Source organism: Flavobacterium poyangense (assembly GCF_011751075.1).
GTDB lineage: Bacteria > Bacteroidota > Bacteroidia > Flavobacteriales > Flavobacteriaceae > Flavobacterium > Flavobacterium poyangense.
Genome location: NZ_JAALLN010000016.1, coordinates 37,787 through 63,780, shown reverse-complemented (window position 1 = coordinate 63,780; position 25,994 = coordinate 37,787). Strand labels below are relative to the sequence as shown.

At 35.5% G+C, this 25,994-nt stretch carries 22 protein-coding genes; 9 read left to right on the top strand and 13 right to left on the bottom strand.

The features are described 5' to 3' along the window. Positions 1-75: 75 nt before the first annotated feature. The 4 genes from G3A47_RS18625 to G3A47_RS18610 all read right to left on the bottom strand — a co-directional run bounded on the left by G3A47_RS18625 (position 76) and on the right by G3A47_RS18610 (position 6,574). Positions 76-939, bottom strand: a complete 864-nt coding sequence (locus G3A47_RS18625; protein ID WP_166925115.1) for a bestrophin family protein — start codon at positions 937-939, stop codon at positions 76-78. A gap of 27 nt (positions 940-966) precedes the next feature. After that, positions 967-2,277 (bottom strand): TolC family protein, encoded by a 1,311-nt coding sequence (locus G3A47_RS18620; protein WP_166925113.1) that lies wholly within the window; start codon positions 2,275-2,277, stop codon positions 967-969. Positions 2,278-2,345: 68 nt separating this feature from the next. Then, positions 2,346-5,441 (bottom strand): efflux RND transporter permease subunit, encoded by a 3,096-nt coding sequence (locus tag G3A47_RS18615; protein WP_166925111.1) that lies wholly within the window; start codon positions 5,439-5,441, stop codon positions 2,346-2,348. Positions 5,442-5,515: 74 nt separating this feature from the next. Further along, the gene (locus tag G3A47_RS18610; protein ID WP_166925109.1) at positions 5,516-6,574 is read right to left on the bottom strand and encodes an efflux RND transporter periplasmic adaptor subunit; all 1,059 of its coding nucleotides are present in this window, start codon (positions 6,572-6,574) and stop codon (positions 5,516-5,518) included. A 608-nt stretch (positions 6,575-7,182) separates the two neighbouring features. Between G3A47_RS18610 and G3A47_RS18605 the strand changes: the two genes are divergently transcribed. The 4 genes from G3A47_RS18605 (at position 7,183) to G3A47_RS18590 (ending at position 10,118) form a co-directional block, all read left to right on the top strand. Beyond that, a complete protein-coding gene (locus G3A47_RS18605; RefSeq protein ID WP_166925107.1) occupies positions 7,183-7,782 on the top strand; it encodes a DUF6436 domain-containing protein in 600 nt (199 codons plus the stop codon). A 31-nt stretch (positions 7,783-7,813) separates the two neighbouring features. Then, entirely contained in the window at positions 7,814-8,671 is an 858-nt protein-coding gene (locus G3A47_RS18600) for a hypothetical protein (RefSeq protein WP_166925105.1), read from the top strand. Positions 8,672-8,896: 225 nt separating this feature from the next. Next, on the top strand, positions 8,897-9,238 hold the full coding sequence (locus tag G3A47_RS18595; RefSeq protein ID WP_166925103.1) for a hypothetical protein: 342 nt from the start codon (positions 8,897-8,899) through the stop codon (positions 9,236-9,238). A 277-nt stretch (positions 9,239-9,515) separates the two neighbouring features. After that, positions 9,516-10,118: a PAS domain-containing protein gene (locus tag G3A47_RS18590; RefSeq protein WP_166925101.1), complete on the top strand. Its 603-nt coding sequence runs from the start codon at positions 9,516-9,518 to the stop codon at positions 10,116-10,118. A 236-nt stretch (positions 10,119-10,354) separates the two neighbouring features. Here G3A47_RS18590 and recG read toward each other — a convergent pair whose 3' ends face one another. Beyond that, a complete protein-coding gene (gene recG / locus G3A47_RS18585; protein WP_166925099.1) occupies positions 10,355-12,463 on the bottom strand; it encodes an ATP-dependent DNA helicase RecG in 2,109 nt (702 codons plus the stop codon). Positions 12,464-12,873: 410 nt separating this feature from the next. Between recG and G3A47_RS18580 the strand changes: the two genes are divergently transcribed. Together G3A47_RS18580 and G3A47_RS18575 are read left to right on the top strand one after the other, a co-directional pair. Beyond that, a complete protein-coding gene (locus G3A47_RS18580) occupies positions 12,874-13,428 on the top strand; it encodes a DUF1697 domain-containing protein (RefSeq protein WP_166925097.1) in 555 nt (184 codons plus the stop codon). After that, complete coding sequence (locus G3A47_RS18575; protein ID WP_166925095.1) at positions 13,425-13,907, top strand: DUF4348 domain-containing protein; 483 nt, start codon at positions 13,425-13,427, stop codon at positions 13,905-13,907. The genes G3A47_RS18580 and G3A47_RS18575 overlap by 4 nt, the downstream gene beginning before the upstream one ends. A 10-nt stretch (positions 13,908-13,917) precedes the next feature. Here G3A47_RS18575 and G3A47_RS18570 read toward each other — a convergent pair whose 3' ends face one another. From G3A47_RS18570 to G3A47_RS18560, 3 genes are all read right to left on the bottom strand, one after another. Continuing rightward, positions 13,918-14,313 (bottom strand): hypothetical protein, encoded by a 396-nt coding sequence (locus G3A47_RS18570; RefSeq protein WP_243860509.1) that lies wholly within the window; start codon positions 14,311-14,313, stop codon positions 13,918-13,920. A gap of 31 nt (positions 14,314-14,344) precedes the next feature. Further along, entirely contained in the window at positions 14,345-15,043 is a 699-nt protein-coding gene (locus tag G3A47_RS18565) for an aspartyl/asparaginyl beta-hydroxylase domain-containing protein (protein WP_166925093.1), read from the bottom strand. 237 nt (positions 15,044-15,280) lie between these two features. Beyond that, positions 15,281-16,051: a Dph6-related ATP pyrophosphatase gene (locus G3A47_RS18560; RefSeq protein WP_166925091.1), complete on the bottom strand. Its 771-nt coding sequence runs from the start codon at positions 16,049-16,051 to the stop codon at positions 15,281-15,283. 112 nt (positions 16,052-16,163) lie between these two features. On the opposite strand from G3A47_RS18560, the gene G3A47_RS18555 reads away from it, so the two are divergent. Both G3A47_RS18555 and G3A47_RS18550 read left to right on the top strand, forming a co-directional pair. After that, positions 16,164-18,224: a M1 family metallopeptidase gene (locus G3A47_RS18555; RefSeq protein ID WP_166925089.1), complete on the top strand. Its 2,061-nt coding sequence runs from the start codon at positions 16,164-16,166 to the stop codon at positions 18,222-18,224. A 110-nt stretch (positions 18,225-18,334) separates the two neighbouring features. Beyond that, the gene (locus tag G3A47_RS18550; RefSeq protein ID WP_166925087.1) at positions 18,335-19,234 is read left to right on the top strand and encodes a patatin-like phospholipase family protein; all 900 of its coding nucleotides are present in this window, start codon (positions 18,335-18,337) and stop codon (positions 19,232-19,234) included. Between the two features lie 531 nt (positions 19,235-19,765). Here the strand turns inward: G3A47_RS18550 and G3A47_RS18545 are convergent. From G3A47_RS18545 to G3A47_RS18530, 4 genes are all read right to left on the bottom strand, one after another. Continuing rightward, positions 19,766-20,998, bottom strand: coding sequence for a lanthionine synthetase LanC family protein (locus tag G3A47_RS18545; protein WP_166925085.1), 1,233 nt, complete (start codon positions 20,996-20,998; stop codon positions 19,766-19,768). A gap of 11 nt (positions 20,999-21,009) precedes the next feature. Continuing rightward, complete coding sequence (locus G3A47_RS18540) at positions 21,010-21,975, bottom strand: T3SS effector HopA1 family protein (protein ID WP_166925083.1); 966 nt, start codon at positions 21,973-21,975, stop codon at positions 21,010-21,012. After that, complete coding sequence (locus tag G3A47_RS18535; RefSeq protein WP_166925081.1) at positions 21,962-23,065, bottom strand: phosphotransferase; 1,104 nt, start codon at positions 23,063-23,065, stop codon at positions 21,962-21,964. The genes G3A47_RS18540 and G3A47_RS18535 overlap by 14 nt, the downstream gene beginning before the upstream one ends. Positions 23,066-23,136: 71 nt before the next feature. Continuing rightward, positions 23,137-24,912 (bottom strand): hypothetical protein, encoded by a 1,776-nt coding sequence (locus tag G3A47_RS18530; RefSeq protein ID WP_166925079.1) that lies wholly within the window; start codon positions 24,910-24,912, stop codon positions 23,137-23,139. Positions 24,913-25,199: 287 nt separating this feature from the next. Between G3A47_RS18530 and G3A47_RS23960 the strand changes: the two genes are divergently transcribed. Continuing rightward, positions 25,200-25,328, top strand: a complete 129-nt coding sequence (locus G3A47_RS23960) for a hypothetical protein (protein ID WP_256371226.1) — start codon at positions 25,200-25,202, stop codon at positions 25,326-25,328. 32 nt (positions 25,329-25,360) lie between these two features. Here the strand turns inward: G3A47_RS23960 and G3A47_RS18525 are convergent, their stop codons facing one another. Then, positions 25,361-25,882 carry a DUF7935 family protein gene (locus G3A47_RS18525; protein WP_166925077.1) on the bottom strand — a complete coding sequence of 174 codons (522 nt, stop codon included), beginning with the start codon at positions 25,880-25,882 and terminating at the stop codon, positions 25,361-25,363. Positions 25,883-25,994: the final 112 nt, after the last annotated feature.

Sequence of the window (25,994 nt, the reverse complement as noted above, 5' to 3'; positions counted from 1 at the left end):
TAATACTATCACCTAATTAATGTAAGGGTTTATAATTACTTTGTAATGAGCTGCTATTGTACTTTGTAAGACGATTTAGATCAGTTCTTCAACATGTTTTTTGATGTTTTCCGAAATCTTTTTGATTGGCAAATCATTTTCATCTAATCCGAACGGATCTTCAATTTCTTCGGCAATAAGCTCTAAACTGGCTAATACGTAAAAGATAAAAACCACCACCGGCGCCACATAATACCCTAGGCTTACAGCGTACCCAAAAGGCAGTGTCATCGTATAAAAAAAGATAAATTTTTTGATAAATGCACTGTAAGAGTAGGGAATAGGGGTGTTTTTTATTCGCTCACAAGCACCACAAATATCAGTAAAAGACTGTAGCTCCTCGTTTAAAGTAATCAACTGATCTCCCGTAATTTTTTTGGCATCATACAAATCATTGATTTTATGATACATGATTCTTTTTACTTGATTCGGTTTGTGTTTTTGGTGGTCGATTACCAAATCAACATCTTCAAAAAGCTGTTTTCCGGTTTCCTCATCATTTAAATGCTTCTGCAAAATTGAGGCATAGGTTGGTATAATCTTGCGAAAGAATTTTCTATCGTTTTCATCTTTTAAGATCGCCGAAAGCTTAATAGCCAAATTACGACTGTTATTTACCAGTGCTCCCCACAGTTTCCTTCCTTCCCACCAGCGATCATAAGCCGTATTGGTTCTAAAAACAAGCAACAAGGAAATTACAAAACCAAGCATTCCGTGCATAATCGGAATGTTTTGAATGTAGTCATTTTTAGTAACTTTAAAATATTCAAGTTCAACGTACCCAACCGCTCCGGCATAAATCCCGATGGCCGCCATAATTGGTAACAGTTTTCGAACCGTATCTGATTTGTGGAAATGAAAGATAAAAGAGAACCACTCTTTGGTATTGTATGAAATCATTTAAGTTTGTTTTGAAACAAATTTAAATTAAAAATTCATATTTCCCGCCAATTCTTTCAAGGCAATTTCAGATAATTTTGCCTGATACTGGGCATTACTGTAACGCACTTTTGCATTTACATAATTAAGCTGAGCCGTTCTGAAGTCAATCGTTGTGATCGTTCCAATTCTAAATTTATCCAACGTAATCTCTAAGTTTTGTTTAGCGATCGCTTCGTTGTTTTCTTCCAGATTAATCAATTCTAAATTCGTTAAATAAGTCTGAAAAGCAGTGTTTAATTGCGTTTTTAAAATCATATTTTGCTGGTCGATAGCAATTTGAGAGTTCTCAATTTGCAGTTTAGCAACTTTCTCATTTCGATGTTGGTTAAAACCGTCAAAAACATTTAGAGTAGCATTAAAACCATAGTTCAAACCTCGGGAAGAAGTAGCACTCGTAAAACCTAAACTGGATTCACTTTCATTAAAATTATAACCGGTCGTTAATCTCACCACCGGATAACGATCTGCTTTTACCTGTTTTAATTGCAGTTCTGCAATACGTTTGTTTATAATCTGTGTTTCAAGTGCCGGATTTTGCTTTTGAGCCAAATCTACTAAATCACTTAAAATCAATTTATTGTCAACAGCCACCACATCTGTTACCTTAAAGTTAATTTGCACATCACGCGCGAGATATTGGTTCAGCAAAATTTTGGCATTGGCGTACGATTCTTTCTGTCTCAACAAAGCCACCTGATCTGAGTTTAAATCAACCTGAGCATTTAATACCTCTAATTTGGAAGCTTTACCAATACTAAAACGGTTTTTGGCTAAAGTTAATCTTTGGTTGGAAATTACAATTGTCGTATCTAATGCAGCTAATTGTTGTTGTTGCTGCACCAGGTCATAATAAGCCGAATTTACTTGCCCGATTTTTACCAATATGATTCTTTTTAGCTCCGAATCACCTTGTTTTTGAAGCTCTTTTAACTGATCCAGCTTCGCGAACATTTTCATTCCGTCAAAAACAGTCCATCCCAAACTTACGCCATAACTTAAACTGTTGTTTTTGGCATTTTTTAATGATGTTGAAGTTCCGTCCTGGCGGGTCTGAGACGAATTCTGAATGTTATTATTGTCTGTAACCGTAGCAGTTGCATTGGGTAACATACCTGCGTTTCCAACAGTTACATTGGTTTCGCTTATTTTGGAGTTATTCTTGGCAATCTTAATTTCAAAATTATTTTCCAATGCTATTTTCATAGCATCTTCTATAGTTAAAACTTCTTGCGCCTGCATTTTTGTGAGGCAGAAGAAGCACAGTAACAGACTACTGAATAAAATTTTAGTACTCATATTTGTTTTTCTTTTGACAGGAATTCATCAGTTTAAGTTCTTACACCAGTGAATTCCTGACTAATAAATTATTTACTTTCTCTTTCGTATTCGTCAATGTGGTCGAACTCAGGGTAGTGTTTTCTCGCTTTAGACCACATCAGATAAATTGCAGGAATCACAAAAAGGGTCAATGCTAAAGAGAAAATAGTCCCACCAACAATAACAACTCCCATTCCGATTCTACTTGTTGATGCTGCTCCAAGAGACATTGCAATTGGTAAAGCTCCTAAAGCAATAGCCAAACTCGTCATCAAAATTGGACGCAAACGCGCTTCTGACGCCTCTAAAATAGCTTCCATCTTCGGTTTTCCCTGTTCTCTTAACTGATTGGCGAATTCAACAATCAAAATACCGTTTTTGGTCACCAAACCAATAAGCATTACAGTCCCAATCTGACTAAAAATATTCCAGGTCTGATTGAACAACCACAAAGAGAATAAAGCTCCAGCAACAGCCATAGGCACTGTTAAAATAATGATAAGCGGATCGATAAAACTCTCAAATTGAGCCGCAAGAATCAAAAAGATCAATAGCAAAGCCAGTCCAAATGCAAAAGAAGTGTTGGAGCTACTTTCAACAAAATCTCGTGATTCTCCACTTAAGTCGGTTGTAAAAGTATCGTCCAAAACTTTAGCTTTGATCTGATCCATCGCCTGAATACCATCGCTGATACTTTTTCCCGGTGCCAAACCTGCGGAAACGGTAGCCGACATATAACGATTATTGTGGTACAATTGAGGTGGATTACTCTGTTCCTCAATGTTCACGACATTATCCATCTGAATTAATTCTCCTTTATTGTTTTTAACAAACATCGAAGTTAAGTCCAAAGGTTTAGAACGGTCTTTTTGATCAAATTGCCCGATAACCTGATATTGTTTTCCGTTTTTAATAAAATAGCCAAAACGCTGGCCACTTAAAGAAAGTTGTAAAGTCTGCGCAATATCAATAATCGAGATCCCCAAACTTTCGGCTTTTGCACGATCGATACTAACGTTGATTTCAGGCTTGTTAAATTTCAGGTTTACATCGGTAATAGAGAAAACATCGCTTTTACCCACTTCTTCCATAAACAAAGGAATTTTTGCCCTTAATTTCTCAAAATTAGGCGCTTGAATAATATATTGAATCGGCAAACCACCACGTCTGTTTACCGCAATAGTAGGTTGTTGGATTACAGATGTTTTAGCGTCGGGATACTTTTTTGTCCACTTGGTTAATTTCTCAGCAATATCTTTTTGAGACAACTTCCTTTCATTTGGTTCTTTCAGAGAAAGTCTGATAAAACCACTATTTGTTGCAGAAGATCCAAAACCCGGTGCGGTAATCACCAAACTTACTTTTTTCTCCGGAATAGAGTCGTCTACCAATCTCGATATTTCCTGCATAAAACGATCAGTATACTCATACGAAGACCCCTCAGGTGTATTCATACGCATCACCACCGAGCTACGATCATCATAAGGAGCTGTTTCTTTCGGAAGAATGGTAAAAAATAAATAAATCAACCCGAAACAGGCAATCAAAATCGGAAAACTAATCCATTTTTTATCCATAAATCGATTTAAAGCATCAGCATAACCACTGTTCATTTTTTCGAAAAAAGGCTCCGTTTTAATATAGAATTTTGACTTTTTCTGTTCGCCGCCTTTCATCAAATAAGCGTTTAGCATTGGCGTCAACGTTAGCGATACGAAGGCCGAAATTAATACTGCGGCACCTATCACAACTCCAAATTCCCTAAAGAGTCGGCCGACAAAGCCTTCTAGGAAAATTACCGGCAAGAATACAGCAGCTAAAGTCACCGAAATCGAAATTACAGCGTAGAAAATTTCGTTTGATCCTTTAATCGCGGCTTCAATAGGAGACATTCCTTCTTCAACCTTTTTAAATATGTTTTCTGTTACCACAATTCCGTCATCAACAACCAGACCGGTAGCCAAAACAATAGCTAAAAGAGTCAATACGTTTATTGAGAATCCAAAAAGCCACATAATAAAGAATGTCGCAATTAAGGATACCGGAATATCAATTAAAGGACGGAATGCAATCGCCCAGTCTCTAAAAAACAAATAGATGATAATAATTACCAGAATAATTGAAATCCCTAATGTTTCAGCAACCTCTAATACCGATTTTTTTACGAAAATAGTGTTATCAAGCGCAATATTAAGCTTGATATCTTTAGGAAGATCCTTTTTTAAGGCATCGTATTTTTTATAGAATTCAGCCGAAATGTCTAAGTAATTGGCTCCGGGCATCGGAACAATAGCCAAACCAATCATCGGAAGTCCCGATTGACTCAGTTTTGTTTCTATGTTTTCCGGACCTAATTCAGCACCGCCAATATCACTTAATCTGACAATTTTATCTCCGTCGGTACGGATAATGATATTGTTGAACTCTTCCGGTTTAGAAAGATTTCCGACTGTTTTTACAGTAAGTTCGGTATTATTACCCGTCAGTTTTCCCGAAGGTAACTCTACATTTTGCGCATTTAAAGCATTTCGAACCTCCGCCACTGTGCAACCATAAGCTGCCAGTTTTGCCGGATCAATCCACAAACGCATGGCGTATCGTTTTTGCCCCCAGATTTGCACACCACTAACTCCGGGAATCGTCTCTAAACGTTGTGAAATCACATTTTCAGCATAATCACTTAACTCCAGAGCACTTCTGGTGTCACTTTGTACGGTCATCGAAATAATAGCATCACTATCGGCATCAGCCTTAGACACTACAGGTGGCGCATCGATATCCTGAGGCAAATTTCTAACTGTCTGAGACACTTTATCTCTTACATCATTTGCTGCCTCTTCGAGATCTTTATCCAGATTAAATTCAATGGTAATATTACTGCTTCCCTGATTACTTGAGGAAGTTATATTTCTAATTCCGTCAATAGCATTTACGGCCTTTTCGAGAGGTTCTGTTATTTGTGATTCAATAATATCGGCATTGGCTCCGGTATAATTGGTTCTGATAGAAACCTGAGCCGGGTCAATAGACGGGAATTCGCGGACACCCAAAAAAGTATAACCAATAAAACCGAATAAAATAATCAAAAGATTCAGTACAATGGTTAAAACAGGTCTTCTTATACTAGTAGTTGATAAACTCATTATTAATTTTAGATTTTAGATTGTTGATTTTAGATTTGGATTGTTACATCACGAATCTGTTTCAAAATCTGCGCTTATTTTACTTTAACTTTTATTGGAGCCTCATTTTTTAACGACATCACACCGCTTGTCAGTAGAGTGTCACCTGCTTTTAATCCGGATAAAATTAAAATCGAAGCATCTGTTCTTGTCGTCGCATCCACCATAACCTCTTTGGCCTTACCGTTATTTGCGATATATACTTTTTTACCGCTTTGAACAGGAACTATCGCTTCAGAAGGCACTACTATAGCGTCTTTAATAATGTTTAATGGTAATTGTACATCGGCAAAAGTACCCGGTAAAAGCTTTCCGTCAGTATTATCTGCAATGGCGCGAATTTGCAACGTACGTGTCGCTACCGCAACCTCAGGTTCAATAGCGTATATTTTCCCGGTATAAACCTTAGTCGAACCTGAGACCGTAAAATCAATATTGGAGCCTGAAGTGACCTGAGAGGCATATTTTTCAGGAATTGAAAATGTAATTTTTAATTTTCCGGTGTTAACTAATTTTGCCACCAAAACAGTAGGAGTGATGTAAGTCCCCGGAGAAATAGAACGCAAACCTATTTTTCCTGAAAAAGGAGCTTTAACTGAGGTTTTTGAAATCTGAGCTCTAATCAATTGGCTTTGCGCTTGTGCTGACGCATAATCGGCATTGGCAACATCAAATTCTTCCTGACTTATGGCTTCTTTCTGAAGCAATAATTTAGCTCTTCTTTCGTTTTCGGCAGCTAATTTTTCTCTGGTAACAGCTTGTCTCAATTGCGCTTTTAACTCAATATCATTTACCTTAAAAAGGATCTGACCTTTATTTACGTACGTACCCTCGTTAAAATAAATATTCTCCACAATTCCTGAAACTTCACTGCGAATTTCTATTTGTTCATTGGCTTCAATAGAGCCAGATAACGATAGATTGTTATCAAAAGTGGTAGTTTTCACCACTATTCCGGCCACCGTTGTCGGATTGTCTTTGTCACCGAACTTTTTAGACTCTTCGTTTTTGTTTTTGTTGGAGACAACTCTGTAGGCAATGAACCCTCCGAGTCCGATAATCAAAAGGGCGTAAACTAGGTTTTTTACTTTCATAAAATTGAGGTAAATGGATTTTTTTGGGTAAGTGATTTTAGTAAGTGTACAAATTTAACATTTGTATGTACAAGTTTTAATATTCAAAATCAAACATTTAAAAATCAACAACTTACTACTTGTTTAATTTCAAAATTAAAATTCTTAAGGCAGTTTTCCGAGATTTTTAGATGATATAACATTAATACAGCTGTTTATAGTTTCAACATTTTAGATGTTGCTTTTGATTATTGGTTTAATCTCTTAACTAAAATAATGTGTTTTTTAACAAAACTTTTAGAAACACCTTAAAACACTCTTGTTTTTGAAGGTTTTTACGCACGTAGTTTTACGCAAAGACAAAAATTAAAGTAAAACAATTCTTACTTAATTTGTGATATTTGCATTTTAACGGATTTTTTTTGTTGTTTATCGATTTTATTCGTAACATTGATAAGCTTAAACAAAATGATGTTTTTTTTGTGACAATATTAATGTTTTTAGGGGTTAAGCGTTAAAATGTGTAGGTTTTTTAGTTGTTATTGCGTTAAAACTAGTGCTTAATAGAATTATTTAATTAACAGTTGTTTATACATTATTAAAGTTTCGTACCCAAAACTACTTTCTTTATGGCAAAAAAAATACTCCTAGGCTTATGGTTTTCTTTATTGCTCTCTGCAATACTTTATTTATTCTGGCAAAACGAGTTCAAATACAGTCTTCCGACTCCTGTTCCTAAAAATTATCATGCCGTTGCTATGGGCTCCCGAATTGATTTGGGAAAATGCTGGGTCACCAATAACAAACCCGTTTTTATTCATTTTTTTAATCCGGATTGTCCTTGTTCCCGTTTCAATATACCACACGTTAGCGGACTAATAAAAGAATATGGAGATCGTATTAATTTTAAAATTGTAGTCTTAAACAAACATAAAAATTTCACAATTGAAGAGATACAGAAAAAATTCGATGCTCAAATTCCGGTCTATTTTGATGAAGCAATGGCTAAAAAATGCGGTGTTTTTTCAACTCCACAGGCCGTTATAATCGATCCTGTACAAAATTTATACTATCGAGGGAATTACAATAAAACCAGGTATTGTACTAATGCCGACAGTAATTATGCACAAATGGCAATAGATGCTTTGCTAAAACAAACCAAGACCCCGGCATTTGATGCTTTAGCCCTGAGAGCTTATGGATGTTCGTTACCAAAATGCACTAAATAAATCTAACCCTCAACCTAAATTACCAAAAATTATGAAAACAAAAGCAAGCTTGAATGAACAAGATTACCTGCACAGTTTTATGTCAACTATGACACAAAAATCAGACACCATTATCAACTATGTACTTGCCATCTATTTTCTTCTTGGAATCGCCCTGGCCTTTAAGTACGATACGTTTGAAATTGGGGTTGGAGTAGGTGTCATTAACCTACTACTGTATTATTCGGCAAAATTCTTCTTTAAAAAATCGAACTTTTATCAGTATGTTTTGTCAATAGTGTTGGCGATTTTTATGGCGCAATATATTTACCAGATGCATGGTTTGTTTGAGATGCATTTTACCGTATTTATAGCCAGTACAATTCTGATTATTTACCAAAACTGGAAACTGCAAATTCCGCTTACGCTTTTGGTGGTAGTGCATCACGGAGTTTTGGCCTATATGCAAAATTTCATCTTCAGCGATCCAAAAGGCTTACAATTGTACTTTTCTCAGGTCAATTTTGATCTGGAGACATTTATTATTCATGTGGTCCTGGCAGCTGTTGTATTTATTATGAATGGATATTGGGCGTACTATTTTAAAGAACACAGTCAAAATCACATTTCTAAAATATCGGACGAGTACGAATTGGAAAACATGAAGTTAGCTTCTGCAAAATACAGCACATTATCGTCTAATAATGAATTTAATGTTTTTGTTTACAGAACAGCACAGGATTTAAAACTTCCGGTAGATTCCGTTTTAAAACTCATTGATGCGTCAAAAGGACATACAGACAATGACCAACTATTGAATTACCTTGAGATGATGCGCGAAAGTGCTAAAAAAATTGATGATCTGGTTAATGATATTCACGGAAAATCAGCTACGAGAGTTTCGAATTAACCTAAAGAAGCGCTATATGATAGCCATTGGACGTGATTTCTTTTACACAACGATAGAGAATTATTAAAATAGAGAAAGATTTTCATTTATCTAAATCCTTGCAGTTTGAGAATATGACAGAGCTGTATTCCTTCTTGCAAGTATAATTGATGTTTTTAATGAATTATATCTAACGGTTTTGATAAAGTCTATTAAATCAATTTGTTCTAATTTAAATTTTATTTTATGTCGAAATATGACTTTGAATCAACAAATGCAATGCTGGATTCTTTAAAAAAATCATTTGACAGTTTTCTTCAGGAGGATGTGGCTGTAAATTCATTTGAGAAAATTACAGAAACTGATTTCGGGAAGGAAGTGGCCCGAATTTTTAGCCATCACAGTGATAATCATAATGCGAAAAATTTAGATTTTCAGTATAAGAAAATAATTCACATTGCAAATGATATTCAACATTTGAAACTGGCCAACGACAATACTTTACCGGATTGGTTAGAGGATGAGCTGGAAACTGTATTTAAGAAAACAAAAGGGCTCTTAATAATTCTAAAAGAAGAACTCAACTAAAAATAACCCGTTACATACAATTAGTAAAAATTATATTTAACACATAGAAACATAGGCTTTACTTATGAAAAAGAGTATAAAAAAGAAACATATTTCTATCACATAGTCAAACTATGAGCATTTAAACAAGTGAAACGCCTTTTTTCGTTTTGAAAACTATGTTTCTATGTGTTAAAAAATACTAACACCCGACAAGTTAAAAATACTATTTTAATACGCAGCGCACTTATTTATGCACAATAACGGAATTGCATACTAATTTTAAAATACGAGATTTATGGATACCAGAATTACCCGCCCAAATCCATCAGACAGAGAAGTTGATTGGAATAAAACCAAAGTATTATTAAGCAAAACAGATACAAAAGGAACTATTTTGTATGCCAATGAAGCTTTTATAGATGTATCGGGCTACGATGAGTTTGAGCTTATCGGACAGCCGCACAACGTTATCCGCCATCCGGATATGCCAAAAGTTATTTTTAAAATTTTATGGGATAGTATCAAAGGGAATCGAAACATACATGCTATTATCAAGAACATGTCTAAAACCGGGAGATACTATTGGGTAATAACAGATTTTAAAATTATTTCGGATTCAGACGGAGAAATTGTTGGCTATTTCGGAACCCGAAAATCTGTTCCGGAGCAGGTTATCGTTAAGTTTATTGAGCCACTTTACAAAAAACTGATACATATAGAAGAGGCGAGTGGTGTTCATGCTTCTGAAGAGTATTTAATTGGTTTTCTGGAAGAACGTAAAAAAACATACACCGAATATGTTGATCATTTGGTAGCCACCGGAAAAGACGACAAAAATAAAGTGAGTAAAGGATTTTTTAACGGTTTTTTTGAAAAGAAAGACGGAACTAAAAAATAGAATACACGTAAACTATATGCTTCATTGTATCAGTTCTAAAATAGGTATGCTTTTTAGCCCCAAATCTATCATGCTTACTAATTTATTTAACTATTTTAGACTTAAATCTCGACCGTTTAAGATGATACTTTGAAGTATATATTAAAAAAAAATCAAAAGGAAAAAATCCCAAATCCCAAGAATTTCGAAATCTTAGAAACTTAGCAACTCAGAACCTTAGGTACTCTAAAAAAAAATCAACTAATATAATTCCAGATATTCTTTTTCTTTGTTAGCTCTATGAAAACCGCTTTCAGAATAGCATGTTCGGGTTTTTGAAGGGCAGAATCTTCTTTAAGGATTTTCATGGCGTAGTTTCTTCCTAAAGACAATATATCACGGTCTCGTACTATATCCGCAATTTGAAGATTTAAAACCCCGCTTTGCTGTGTTCCCATTAAATCCCCGGGGCCTCGAAGTTTAAGATCCACTTCAGCGATTTCAAAACCGTCATTGGTTTGCACCATGGTTTCCATACGGGTTTTACTGTCGGCACTTAGCTTGTGACTTGTCATTAATATACAATAACTTTGCTCTGCACCACGTCCTACACGACCACGGAGCTGATGCAACTGAGACAGCCCGAAACGTTCCGCACTTTCAATAATCATCACACTCGCATTAGGTACATTAACACCTACTTCAATCACAGTAGTCGCCACCATGATATTGGTTTTTCCTTCAGAAAAACGTTTCATTTCGGCGTCTTTATCTGCGGGTTTCATTTTTCCATGTAAAATCGAAATCGAATACTGTGGCAATGGAAAATCACGAGAAATACTCTCATAACCATCCATTAAGTCTTTGTAATCCATCTTTTCAGATTCTTGTATCAACGGATAAACAATATAAATTTGTCTTCCAAGTGCAATTTCGTCCCGAAGAAATTTCCATACCTTCAGACGATTACTGTCAAATCGATGTACCGTTTGAATGGGTTTTCTTCCGGGTGGCAATTCATCAATTACCGATATATCCAGATCCCCGTAAAGACTCATAGCAAGCGTTCTAGGAATAGGAGTGGCGGTCATTACTAAAACATGTGGCGGAATCTCATTCTTCTTCCATAATTTAGAACGTTGCTCTACACCAAAACGATGTTGTTCATCAATTACCGCTAAACCTAAATTTTTAAATTTCACTTTGTCTTCCAACAAAGCGTGTGTACCAATCAAAATATGCAAACTGCCGTTTTCGAGTTCCTCATGAAGAATTCTTCGGGCAGCGGTTTTGGTTGAACCGGTTAATATTTTGATGTTAATATTTAAAGTTTTAGCCAATTCAGATAAGCCAATAAAGTGCTGGTTCGCCAAAATTTCTGTAGGTGCCATTAAACAAGCCTGAAAACCGTTATCCATAGCCAAAAGCATGCTCATAAAAGCCACAATAGTTTTTCCGGATCCCACATCACCCTGTAACAATCGGTTCATTTGAGCATTACTGCCCATGTCGGAACGGATTTCTTTGATAACCCTTTTTTGCGCATTGGTCAAGTCAAAAGGCAGGTGATTTTGGTAGAATTCATTAAAAAATTCGCCGACTTTTGTAAATGGATGCCCCTTTATTTTATGTTTTCGAATTAGGTTTTTGGTAATTAATTGCAGTTGAATAAAAAACAATTCTTCAAACTTCAGTCTAAACTGCGCTTTCGCCAAAGCATCAGCACTTTTAGGAAAATGAATATTGAATAAGGCCGCTTTTTTGGATATCAATTTCAATTCTTCAATTAAATAAGAAGGAAATGTTTCTGTAAACAAAGCTTGTGTTTCTATAAACAACTGCTCCATTAACTTATTGACCGTCCGATTAGAAATACCGCGATTTGTAAGCGTTTCTGTCGAAGGATAAACCGGTTGCATAGCAGAACGAAGACTTTTCTCGTGTTCGTTTAAAGGCTCGATTTCTGGATGCGCCATACTAAACTGACTTCCGTATAGCGAACATTTTCCAAAAATCACACAAACTTCATTCAGTTTTAAGCTTTCGCGAATCCATTTGTGTCCCTGAAACCAATTTAAATCTATTTGCCCTGTATCATCAACGAAGGTAGCAACAAGACGCTTTTTGTTTTTTGCAAATTCAACCGTTTTTATATTGATGATTTTTCCAACAATCTGAACTTCGGAACCGGTATTTTGAAGTTCATTTATTTTATAGTATCGCGTTCTGTCAATATAACGGTTTGGAAAAAAATTAAGTAAATCTCCGTATTTATGAATCCCTAATTCCTTACGAAGCAATTGGCCACGATTGGGACCAACACCTTTTAAATATTCGATAGGAGTTTCAAGGAGATTATTAGACATTTTTAGATTTTTTGGCCTTTAGAGTTACAATAAAGAGGATAGATTTCAAGGAATAGATTTTAGTTTTCTTCTACATTCTATTCCAATTTTTCTTTTCTCTCTTTGAAAACACGAAGATAGATTTTAATTGGGAATTTTGAAAATGTGCTTCTTTTGTTTCCCTATAAATTTTCAGAGCAATCATTATCCGGATGTATAGATTATAAAACAATATGAGTTCATTTTAAAATTGGAGGCAATTCAAATAAAGCACAAGTTGTTTCTATCAAGATTACAGTTAAACAATTCAATCAACTAACAATTAAAATTTATTAGATACTATATTTTTACTTTAAACATAAAATCATATTTGATCAGAGTTTAATCTTTATTAGCAGTGAATTTTTATCTTTGAACAAAATTTTTAAGAAATGACAACACATCTGGTACTTTTACGCGGCATAAATGTTTCGGGACATAATATGATGAAAATGGAAGCATTAAAAACAATGCTTGAAAATTTAGGCTTCCAAAATGTCAGAACTTATCTACAGTCCGGAAATGTCTTTGTCGATACTGAAGAAACAAGTGCATCAGCTGTTGGCTTTATGATTAAACAAGAAATTTTTAAGGTATTCGGACATGATGTCCCTACCGTGGTAATCACGAAAGAAGATCTTAACGCTTGTTTTAAAAACAACCCTTTCCTGAAAGAAAAAGAAGTAGATACTAAAAAACTGTATGTTGCTTTTGTCTCAATTGTTTTAAAAAGCGAAAACATCAATGATCTTAAAATTAGTCAGTTTAAACCTGACGAGGCAAGTATTGATGGAAACAGGATTTTTATAAAATACGCCATTGGAGCAGGAAAAACAAGATTCGACCAAAAATATATTGAGAAAAAACTAAACGTAACCGCCACGATCAGAAACTGGAATACGGTAACTAACCTGTTGAAAATGTACGAAGAAGAACAAAACGCATGAAAATAACTCAACCGTTAACCATTGTAATTCTAGTTCTGTTTTTAGCGAGTTGCAAAAAGAATCCTGAACTGCAAAATGATCTTATTTTAAAACAGGAGACAAAAAATAGGGTTGCAAATCAGGCCACAAAACCAAAAGCTGTAACTAATAAAAACGAACAAGAAGACTTTAACGAGTTCTTTAAATTGTTTAATCAGGACACAATTTTTCAGTTAAGCAGAATTCAATTTCCGTTGACCATAAAGATCAATAATGCCGATTTAGAAGAGGTTGATTATATTATCTACAAAGAAAAATACACAGCCATTAACTTAGATAAAGAGCCGGAAAGCAGAGATTATAAACAACATCTGATTTTAAAAAAGGATCAAGCCATAATCCAGCAACGTGGAACTAACAACGGGATTTTTATTGATTATTTTTTTGAAAAGAAAGAGGGTAAGTGGCAATTAATAACCTGGGTTGATTTGTCAACTTGAAAGGAATAGACTAGGGTATGGGATTGACTGCTTTTTTCAGATAAATAGTATCTGCATGATGAATGGTTCCTTTTCTTAACCCGCCACCGAAAGAATTGTACAACGTTATCGTTTCTTTTTCGTATCCGTCTTTAAAAACAGTCTCATTGACAGCGATTGGTGGTGCTTCATAGCCAAAAAAAGTAAACTGAGAGTATCTTTTTTCTTTTAAATTAAAATACCCCATTTCATTGGTAAGTGCTTCTCCGACTTTACAATTTGTTACTGGACTATTGGTATTTTTATCATAAATATAACCGGTAATCTGCGGTCTTTCACATCTACTTACCAGACAACTTTGGCATAAAAAGGTTGTAAAAATCAAAAGAAACAGTACTCCAATATTTTTAAAATTATTTAGATTCATTTAAGTATATTCTTGAAGCAAATCAACTGATTTATTGCTCTAAATTTTTAATCATTTCATTTGCGACAGCAGTATTCATGAGACGTAACTCGGCAATTACAAGTTGTTTCTTCTCTTCGCTCATCACGGTCTCCGGCTTTGTAAATTGATTTTCGGGTGCTTCTTTATAAAAAAGAGCATCTGTCCAGTCGTTTCGTATTCCGTCTATCACAAGATGTATGCGATCTTGATTTCCACGGTTAGCGACAGAATGCTCAAAGTTAGCATCGATGTACCAGCATTCCCCTTCACCCATGATCAATCGTTGTCCGTCGAGAATAAATTCGACATCAGGATTGGTGATGATTGGGATATGCAATCGAAACGAACCGTCTTCGTACCCCAAACAATGATCAGAATGTGGTTTGATTTCTGCACCAACAGCCAGTTGCAATAGGCGTACAGCAGTTTTTTCAAAATGAAAACCATCTAAAATCTCTTTAAAATAAACACAGGAATCTAGAATTTCAGTAGCTTTAATTGTATCGTTGGCATTAGCATTAGATAATGCAAAAATAGTATCTGATTTCCCATCTATAGACATCAAGGCAACCGAAGTCCATTTTCCGGAATAATCGTTTGTATTGTAATGTGCTACCCACTTTTCGCTCATTATTTTAGAAAGATCACTTTTGAGCTTAGCAACATCAAAAGCAAGTGGAAATTTTATAAAGCGTATTAATGTATCCATAGTTTATTTTTGTTTAATAAAGGGAAAATGATTTTTTTGTAAAGTATAATTACTACGTCAATTCGTTTCACTCGGATCGCAAAATTATATTTAACACATAGAAACATAGGTTTCTGGCTTAAAAAAAGAACTCAAAAGAGAAACACATTTCTACCACATAGTCCAACTATGTTTATTTCAATGACAGAAACGACTTTTACACATTCCTAAAAGCTATGTTTCTATGTGTTAAAAAAATTACCTGGGAATCAAATCACAATACCAAAATCCAAAGTCAAAAGCGTCTGTAGCATTAGTATCACAAGCTGTATTTGATGTGTTTTCGTTTTTAGGCCTTTCATATTTGCGATAAACGATTTCGCCGATTTCAAAATCAATTGGTTCAGAAAAAAGCGGACCATCAAATGTAAAAGTATGAAACTCGCCATTTTCTCCACATAGGTCTACATTCTCCGGCAAATCATCTAAAAAATCCTGATCGATAATGCGTCCTACGAAACTTTTGTCTAAATACTTTTCATTTACACACACTACGATCGTTTTAAATCCCAGTTGCATGAATTCCTGAATTAGTTCGTTTGTCGGAATGTTCCAAAGCGGGAAAATGCCTTTAAAACCAATTTTGGCTAATTGGTCTTCACGATACTTTCTCAAATCCTCCAGAAATATATCTCCAAAAACCGAATGCGTAATGCCCTTATTTTTTAATTCATTTAAAGCTTGGGTCATTACATTTTCATACACTTCCATTGTTGGCATTTCCGGAACCTGTATGACTTTTAGTGGTAAACCTATGCTTTTTGCCTGCGATTGTAGCAGTTCAGTACGCACACCATGCATAGAAATACGCTGGTATTTTTCGTTGACACTCGTTAGCAAACATTCAATCTTGTAATCCGGATTCTGTAAAATTTTGTATAAACTGAGAGCAGAATCTTTTCCGCTACTCCAGTTAAATAAGGCTTTTATGGGTTCTGACACTTTGTTGTAATTTTCTGTAGTAAACATACAAAATTCATTCGATTTGTTGGTGAAAGCTTTGTAACTTTGAGAAAATCTACCATTACATAAAAAACAACCCTAAAAACTGGGATAATGATCCTGTAAATTCAATTTTTAAATGAAATATTTTGCTCTTTTTATTACCAGCTTCGCTTTTGCACAGCAGACTCAATTTGTTGATTTTAAATCTGTTTCAGCACAATTAAAACTAAATGCGAAAGAGAAATCGGTATCCGGTAATGTGAACTACGAATTTGATGTATTGCAACCTACCGATACGATTAAAATTGATGCAAAAAACATGGAATTTACCGACGTTAAACTCAACGGTAACGAAGTTGCTTTTTTAAACACAGGCAAACAATTGCAAATCATTGCTAAATTTATAAAAAGTAAAAATCAACTACACTTTAATTATTTGGTTAAGCCGAAACAGGCATTGTATTTTATCCCTATTGAAAATTCAGAAATACAAATCTGGACGCAGGGCCAGGGTAGATATACCAGTAATTGGTTTCCGAGTTTTGATGATGTAAACGAAAAAGTAATTTTTAATGTGGAAGTTGCTTATGAAAAAGGATATCAGGCAATCTCAAATGGAGTTTTGAAAAGCAAAACGGAGCATAACAACGAAATTCATTGGCAATACCAAATGAAAAAACCAATGAGTTCTTATTTATTAATGCTTGCCATTGGAAAATTTGACAAAAAAGAATTCAAATCAAAATCGAATATCCCTTTAGAATATTATCTGGAAAATAAAGATTTGGCTCGTTTTGAACCTACTTATCGCTATTCGAAACGCATTTTTGATTTTCTCGAAAAAGAAATAGGCGTGGGTTATCCGTGGGGAGTTTATAGAGAAATTCCTGTTCGTGATTTTTTATATGCCGGAATGGAAAATACAACAACCACACTTTTTGCGACGCGATACGTCAATGATTCTATTGGTTTTGAAGATCGCAGTTACACCAATGTTGACGCACATGAGCTTGCACATCATTGGTTTGGTGATTTAATTACTGCCGAAAGCAGTACCCATCATTGGCTTCAGGAAGGTTTTGCAACTTATTATGCGCTACTAGCCGAAAGATCGATTTATGGTGATGATTATTTTTATTCGAAATTATACGAAACCGCACAGCAATTAAAATTTGCATCAAGAACAGATACGATTCCGGTTTTAAATGCCAAGGCAAGTTCTTTGACTTTTTATGAAAAAGGAGCATGGGCTTTGTTTGTCCTGCATGAATCCATTGGTGACAAAGCCTTTAAAAAGGCAATTAAAAGCTACCTGAAAAAGTACACATATCAGAATGTAAATACTCAAAATTTCTTTGATGAAATTAAAAAAGTCTCCAATTTTGATTTAGATAAATTTCAAAAAACATGGCTGGAATCAACTGCTTTTGATACTCCAACCGCCAATGCTTTATTGAGTAAAAACAAAGCCATTCAGGTTCGTTTGGAAGTAGATAAACTAAAGAAAACACCTTTACCGGAAAAGAAAGATTTTTTAATTAAAACTTTAAATTCTACTGTTTATCACACTGTAAAAGAAGCTATTATTAATCAGATTACAAATGAAAAATACGAAGCTAAAAAGGAGTTGTTACAGATTGCTTTGAACTCTAACTATCTCCAGCTACGTCAGGCGGTTGCAGCTAATTTTAATCAAATTCCGGAAGATTTCAGAACAGCATATGAAACTTTACTTGATGATAAATCCTATCAAACTCAGGAAATGGCGCTTTATGTTTTATGGAAGAGCTTTCCGGATCAACAGACTAAATACCTTGATAAATCTAAGAACTGGATAGGTTTTAACGATTATAATCTTCGCACCTTATGGCTTTCATTGGCATTATCTACAACCGATTACACTGCAGAACCACAAGCTTTAATTGAAGAACTGATTGGTTTTTCATCGACAAAATACGAAGCAACAACAAGACAGAATGCATTAGAAAAATTAGTAGCTTTTAAATTGATAAACGATACCGTTTTAGTCAATCTGGTAAGTGCAACAACGCATCATATGTGGCAGTTTTCAAAATTCGGAAGAGATACGATTAGAATTTTATTAAAAAATTCAGAAATCCGTGTCTCGTTTGAAAGAATTTTGCCTAATTTGACACCTGATGAACAGTTTCAGTTGAATCGTTTATTAAAAGAGTAAAAAAATGAAAAATTTGTGTAGAAAATTATCCCGGGAGACCTTGTATCCTCTAGCTTTTTTCTTCCGGTTTTCATTTCCCAAAACTAAAAAATAATACCTAGATTAAATTTATGAAAGCATTGGTTATTTCGGGTGGAGGCAGTAAAGGAGCATTTGCAGGTGGTGTAGCACAATATTTAATAGAAGAAAAAAAGAGGGAATACGACCTGTTTTTGGGCACTTCGACAGGCAGTTTGTTAATTCCACATCTGGCTCTTGGCCATATAAAGAAAATCCACTGGGTTTACACCAATGTTACCATGTCGAAAATTTTTAATATTTGTCCGTTTCTGGTAAAAGTCAAAGACGGAATTGACATAGTAACAATCAATCACTTTAACGTTTTACGCCAGTTTTTTAGAGGAAAAAGAACTTTTGGAGAAAGTAAAGGTTTGCAAAAGTACATCAAAAGCAATTTCTCTATTGCAGACTTCAACAAACTCAAAAAACTCAAAAGCGACGTTGTTGTCACCGTTACAAATTTAACTAAAAATGAAGCTGAGTATAAATCTGTTAAAGATTGTACCTACGAAGAATTTTGCGACTGGACTTGGATTTCGAGCAATTATATTCCGTTTATGAGCTTAGTTACTAAGAACAATTACGAGTATGGAGACGGAGGCTTTTCGAGTTTAGTACCTATTCGGGAAGCCATAAATCGTGGCGCAACCGAAATTGATGTAATTGTTCTTGAAACCGAAGTCAACATGAGCAAAATGGTTATTGGCAAAAATCCGTTTTCACTGATGATTGATTTATTTCGAATCGCTTTAGATCAGGTAGAAAAACACGATATTACCATCGGGAAGTTGATGGCCACTAATAAAAATGTAAAACTGAATTTATACTACACACCAACAAAACTGACAAATAACGCTTTGATTTTCAATAAAGAAGTCATGAAAGTATGGTGGGAGCAAGGGTATGAGTACGCTCAGAATAAATCTGAAATTATGAGCGATAATAAGTAATTAGCTAAATTGGTGGTAAAAAGCCTTGCCACAACCCGAGCGATAGCGAACAGGCGAAGCAATTGCACGAATTTTCAAGAATTAAATTTTAAAACCTATAAATAATCAGTTTAATCGAATTAATCTGTGGCAAAAAAAGCCACAGATTTTACTGATTAGAGGGATTTTTATCTAGTTTATACGTACTTCCTAGTTATCGAGTTTAGGTTTAGAATAATTGATTAACTCAAGTTACTACTTGATTACTTTGTTTAATAGTAATCCGAATACAAGAAATATAATTTTTTTTTGAATTGCCTCCAGTTTTAACTGGAGGTCATTAAGAAAGACACAAAGGCTTTAGCCTAACCTTCAAACAGTTCGGCTAAAGCCTATTTATTATTAATCAAGCCTTTACCTCCAGTTAAAACTGGAGGCAACTAATATCGATCGGTAAAAAAACTCGCAATTTTCAAATCAAAAAAAAGATCGAAAATCAATTGAATTTCGATCTCTTCAGGTTAGTTTTAGTTGATTTTTTTTTTTAATTTTCTATGCAAGTCCAAGTTGTGGTACCAATACGCTTTTATGTTTGTCTTTATTCAGCAAGCGTAGATAAAAATATCCGGTACCCGCAACTCCCATCATAAGACCAGGTGTATATTGTCCCGTACTTAATCCTGTTGGCCATTGTATGGTATTGTTTTGATATTTGTGAATACCGGCGTTTCCAACTGCTTCTGCCAGCTCTTGATATTCTTTTCCACCGCAATCCATAATAATATCCGCATTTCCGGCTATACCATGACAGATAGAGTAGTTCGTATTTGTTAAGTTTTCCATTAAACTTTGATAGACAGAATTGGTGGTAGTCGTGAGCGCAATACCCATTTCACTTACAAAAACAGGATCCGGATGCAGTTGATTGGCCTTTAATCGGGATATCGTAATACCCGGAGCACCGTGGCACCAGGCCAATCCGCATACATTTGTTGCTGTACTGGCAACCACATCATCTCTAAAATCCGGCCAGTTTTGCTGGGTATTATCAAAGGACTGACGTTCGTAATTAAAACCTCCTTCAGCAGCTTCCAGAAACATAGAATCTCCTGTTTCCTGATACAATTGTAATAATGCTAAAGCGATTCCGGATGAACCATGAGAGAAACCGGTTAGATTTTTCTGCGAAGGAACCGTTGCCCACGACCAAACTTTCTCGTTTTTAACGGCAGCACCACACAATAAGCGCCCTAACGCAATAGCTTTGGTAAGGAGCTCCGGTTTTTTAAACGTGTTGTGAACATCTAATAGTACAGGTATCGTTCCGGCAGCACCGCTTATAATATCAATTTCATAAGATTGAAGTGACTCAGAAGGAATGCTGTCAAGCAGATCAAGTCCAGCTTGTATCCAATTCGGTCGGTTTAATTCTTTTCCGATTTTGATTAATGTTGCTGCTATTCCGGGCTTACCAGCATAAAATCCGTGGTTAATCGCATCGTACATCGTGCTTTTCATCTGCTCAACACTTCCTTCGATCGTTTTTAGAAGAATCGGATCTTCTCTTTCAGAATATAGCGCAGTCAAAAACAAGGCAATACCTGCAGTACCGGAATATACATCAGGACCAAAGCTTCGAATAACAGGCTGGTACGTACCATTTAAAGGTTCAAATGAATATCCCTGCCAAGTACAGGATTTATCATGCCAAATGCTACTTTTCAATAAACTTGTTCCGATATTCCATGCGGTTTCGAGGAAAATATTTTTATTGGTCTGATCCATAATGTCTTTTTTTAATTGAATAGTATTTTTGTTCCTTTATTAAGGAAAGTTGTTTTGGGGTCTATTCCTCTTTGTGCAAAAGCTCCGGCAATTTCATTTACAACATCAGTTGCAACTAGCTTATTATATGTGGCTTGAAATAGTGTTTGAGCTAAAATTGTTACTCTGTTCATTCCAAAACTTTCATGTCCATTTGGGCTTTCAGCTATACCAACTCCTTTTGCATAGGCAAACGCAAAAAGTGGAACATCTTCTTCTAGGTATTCTTCCATTTCATTGCAAATATCAGGAAGTAACATTTTGATTATAGGAATCATAGTGTCTTCTATATAAAGTACTGCTGCATCTCTTCTGAAATATAAATCAGGATGATTAAGGCATTTAAAAATAAAAGGAACCTTGTAATAATTCAGTTTCTCTGTAATGATTTTGATAAGTTTTGGAGCACCTTCACTAGTGCAATTCCAATATATTCGGGTGAAATTTTGAAACGAATTTATAGATTGATCGCTAAACACATAATAAAAAGTAGGCTGCCTGTGTTTGTCTTCTTTCGCAAATAAAACAGAGACAATTTGTCCAACTTCCGCAACTGATCCTGACGGAATATCCAATAAGTTGGAAACATGTACAACCTGAAGTTGCGTTTGTTTTGTTATTTCTACATACCCGTTCGAATGAACGGTTTTTACAATCCAGTCATTTTCTGTTTTGGTTTTACTTAAATTATTTTCAGACAGTAATTCCAAAAAGGATTCATTAGAACTCGTAAAGTCAAGAGCCCTTTCTTTCTGACCCGACTGATAGCTTTCTTTTAAAGCATAACATTCTGAATACAATATAGCAACAAGGCTGCTCATTGCATTTTCGGGAGTAATCGCGTACTGTTTCTCTCTAAATACCAAATGGGAGTCAGAAATATGAAGCTGGCTGATTAGCCGCGTAAGCTCTTTAACTATGGTTTTATCCTGGAACATACTCTTGTTGTAGTTTTATATTAAACAAATCGTGTAATGCCGTAAAAGGGTCATTCATGATATTGAACGCCAATTGAATGCAGCGCATACTATTGGCTTCTATTTTTGAATTATAGGTTATTCCTTCTAAGCTTGTTTGAATAATTCTGGCAGCTGTTAGTTGTATAATTTTCACTAAAATAGCACTGTACAATGATTTGGGATAATTCTGTATGGACATATATTCGTTAAGAAAAGCCATTGCAGAAGATTGCGTATTTTTGATATCATAAGGCTGCATGTATTCCGGTAATTGGTAGCCGGCAGGATCATTGTTGTCAAACCCCAGTAGCCACACACTGATATACGATTGCAATAATCCGGCAACATCCCACATCGGATCTCCAATATCAGCGAGTTCCCAATCGATAAGTTTTTGTGTAAAACCTTTTTCATTTTGGGTAGCCATAAAGTTTATCCATTTAATATCACCATGTATCAAATGGGTGTAATTCCACGATACAGCCAGGTTAATTAAAGTGTTTTGCAATACCTGATTCTCTTTTATCAAGCTTATGATCGAGGTACTTGCCTCATTGTTTACAAAAAATTGATCTGCATTGTATTTATCCAATTGTAATACCCACGGTAGTGCTTTTGGAAACATTGAAGTATCTGTTTTCGCATCAGGTACAACATGGCATGCAGCTAATATAGCGGCTTGCTCGCGAGCAAGATTTAAGTCGAAGTTTTTGGTAAGCATATAGTGCTCGTATAAGTTTTTTGCATCATATAAGAGTTCTGTTACCATTATATTAGCAGTATCATCATAATCCAAAAGTTTAGGAACAAGAGCTGCAATTGATGAAAACTCACTATTGTTCTTAAACAAAGTATATGCCTTTATTTCTCTCTGAAACAAACCGTCACTAACCGGATCTTTCCCCATTTGTTTTACAAATAGAGAATTCTCTGGACGGACTATTATTTTCAGGATCGTATTTCTGGTTTTTACGGGGTGTACCATAAAATTGCCTTTAATCACTGCCTCTTCATCAATAAGTTGACGTTTGTGTAAGTATTGATAGACGGTTTCTGGAGTTAATTGCATGGCGTAAGATTTAAGGATTAAAAACAATCGCAGGATTTTTTAGATCCTGCGATTGTTAAAATTAAACAGTATTAACAAATAAACGGTATTCCGGTACACGATGCCGTTGGTATACAAGACAACGTCGGTACACAAGATACAGTAGGAACACATTGATTAACTGGCAATGTTGGCACTCCGGTTACCGGTGGTAATGTAGGCAGTACAGTATTTACCTGATTGGCAGCTCCCAAATGTCTACAAAATGAAGGATTAGTCGGCGCACAAAACATTGTTGGAAATCCCTGTTGTGCATGCACAGGATTTCCTGCTTGAGCAGCCACACCATTACAAATAAATGGTATTCCGGTACAAGATGCCGTCGGTATACAAGACAACGTTGGCACGCAAGATACAGTAGGAACACATTGATTTACCGGCAATGTTGGTATTGCTGCTGCATTAGCATCACTGGCAACTCCGCTTGGTCTGCATAGCTGTGGCAATGTTGGAAAACACAATACAGTATGTGGAGGTCCGGCATTTAAATTTCCGGTACTTTGAACCGCATCATTGCATATAAAAGGTATTCCTGTACAAGATGCTGTTGGTATACAAGACAATGTTGGCACACATGATACAGTAGGAACACATTGATTTACAGGCAGCGTAGGTATTGCTGCGGCATTTGCAGTACTCGGTCCTTGCAACGCAGCACTACTACAAACAATTGGTATTCCGGTACAAGACGCCGTTGGTATACAAGACAACGTTGGCACGCAAGACACAGTAGGAATACATTGATTTACAGGCAATGTTGGTATTGCTGCAGCATTCGCAGTATTTGCTCCTTGTAACGCTGCACTATTGCAAACAAATGGTATTCCTGTACACGATACAGTCGGAATACAAGATACTGTAGGAATGCAAGACACAGTAGGAACACATTGATTTACCGGTAATGTTGGTATAGCAGCCGCATTAGCACTTGCATCAGCACTACTTAACGATCTGCATACCGGAGGAAATGTTGGAAAACAAACTAATGTTCGTGCCTCCACATTTGCACCAACTCCCGATTGAAGTGCCGCACTATTACAAACAAACGGTATTCCCGTACATGATACAGTAGGAATACAAGATACCGTAGGAATGCATGACACTGTAGGCACACATTGATTTACCGGTAATGTTGGTATAGCTGCATTTGGATTTGCTTCCGCATCTTGTTGTGTCAGACAAATAGGAGATATACCTGTTACACAAGAAGTAACAGTCGGAATACATTGTACAGTTGGTATCGGAATACATTTCGTAACCGGTACAGTTGGAAATGCAGCCTGACTACTTAGATAGTTGTTGTAAATATCCCCTTTTAGTAAAGGAGTAGCGGTATCATCACACTGACATCCTTCATGCAAAGCACCGCTCGCATGCAAAGTTAACAAACTTGTAAAATGGGTATCGTCAATTTCACTTTGAATACCTGCAACTAATACCGGTACAGTGAAGGTGTGACTGAAGTTAAAGCATTTCCATCCAATAAAAGGAACTTGGATGCAAGGATTCAGACCCAGATCAAAACTAAAAACACCGCCGTCTTCATTGAAGTTAGCGATGCTTACTGTAACTTTGAACTTACTAAAAGGCTGCCAGGTAAAACTTGTATTGGTATTAAAACTAAAGCTTTTGGATACATTTCCGAAAGGAGTTCGTAATTCTATAGTGATCGTAACCTGACCCTTTATAGCACTGGCTGAGACGCAAGCGCTACAACCCAGAAATGATGGGGTGCACCACTGCGAGGCAGCAAGACTGTCGTACCCTTCGTACACAGCCCCGTTTTCTACGTTAGAAATTTTAGTCATAACTCATTGGTTGATTTGTTTGCCTACTCTTTTTTAGGGTTTTTCGGCTTTCTTCCCTGTTCTTTGGTTGATTTGCTTATTGTCTGAAATAGATATGGACGATAACTTTCTTCGATTGCATGTAAACACATGTTGGTTTTTATTGCCATATAACATTCTGGTAATAAGATAAATAACATTTGACGCATGCTTTTCATCTGCTATTAAGGAATAAAATTACCAAGCTTATAAACCTGCTGTAGAACAAATGACATGAGTAGGAGAATTTATGTCATGAAAGAAGAAAAATGAAGCACAAAAAAACTCCTTCAGGTCGTGAAGGAGTTTATGTAGGTTTAAAACCAGAAAAACAACGTAAGTTGTTGTATGTAAAACAATTAACTTATTCAAAATTAAGCCATTTTGTTTCCAATTAGATTAGAAAAAAGAAAATTCAACCCTTAGGATTCTACCAAAGTTCGGCAACCTCACTTTTTATATAGCTTAAAGCTGCATTACTAGGAGATTGTTTTTCCAATAAGTCATTTAAAATGACTTCACGCAATTTATCAGCGTTCTCAACACGATCACTCATGGCAGCCTTACGGATAATTTGTATGGTTGAATTTTTGGCAGTTGTTATAATCGTCCAACATTCATCAGACATATAAATTTGCTGCGTTAGATTGTGTTCAAATTCCTGTTCGATCTGATCGATTATAAAATTCTCATAATCGTGCTTTTCATTAGAAATTGGAGCAATTCGAATCAATAATTTAGTGAGATTAATGCGTTCTAAGTATAAGGTCATACGTTCGTAAGCCTGCAAACGAATTGGCAATGATTCTTTATGCGCCTGTTTGTTTAACAAAAAAGCACGTTTTCTATCGTTGTTTTTAATATGTAATTCAAAAAAGCTGTAGGCCACAAATCCGGTCACAATAGCCGGTAAAGTATAACTTGCCAATTCTATAATTCGGGTAAAATCCATTTTTGTAATTTTTCAACAAAAATATACTTTTTGAGGAGAAATCCACTTTAAAATTATTGTAATAAACAAAATGGAAGTCTACTTTTGTGCCTCATTTGCTAAACCTCCTGAT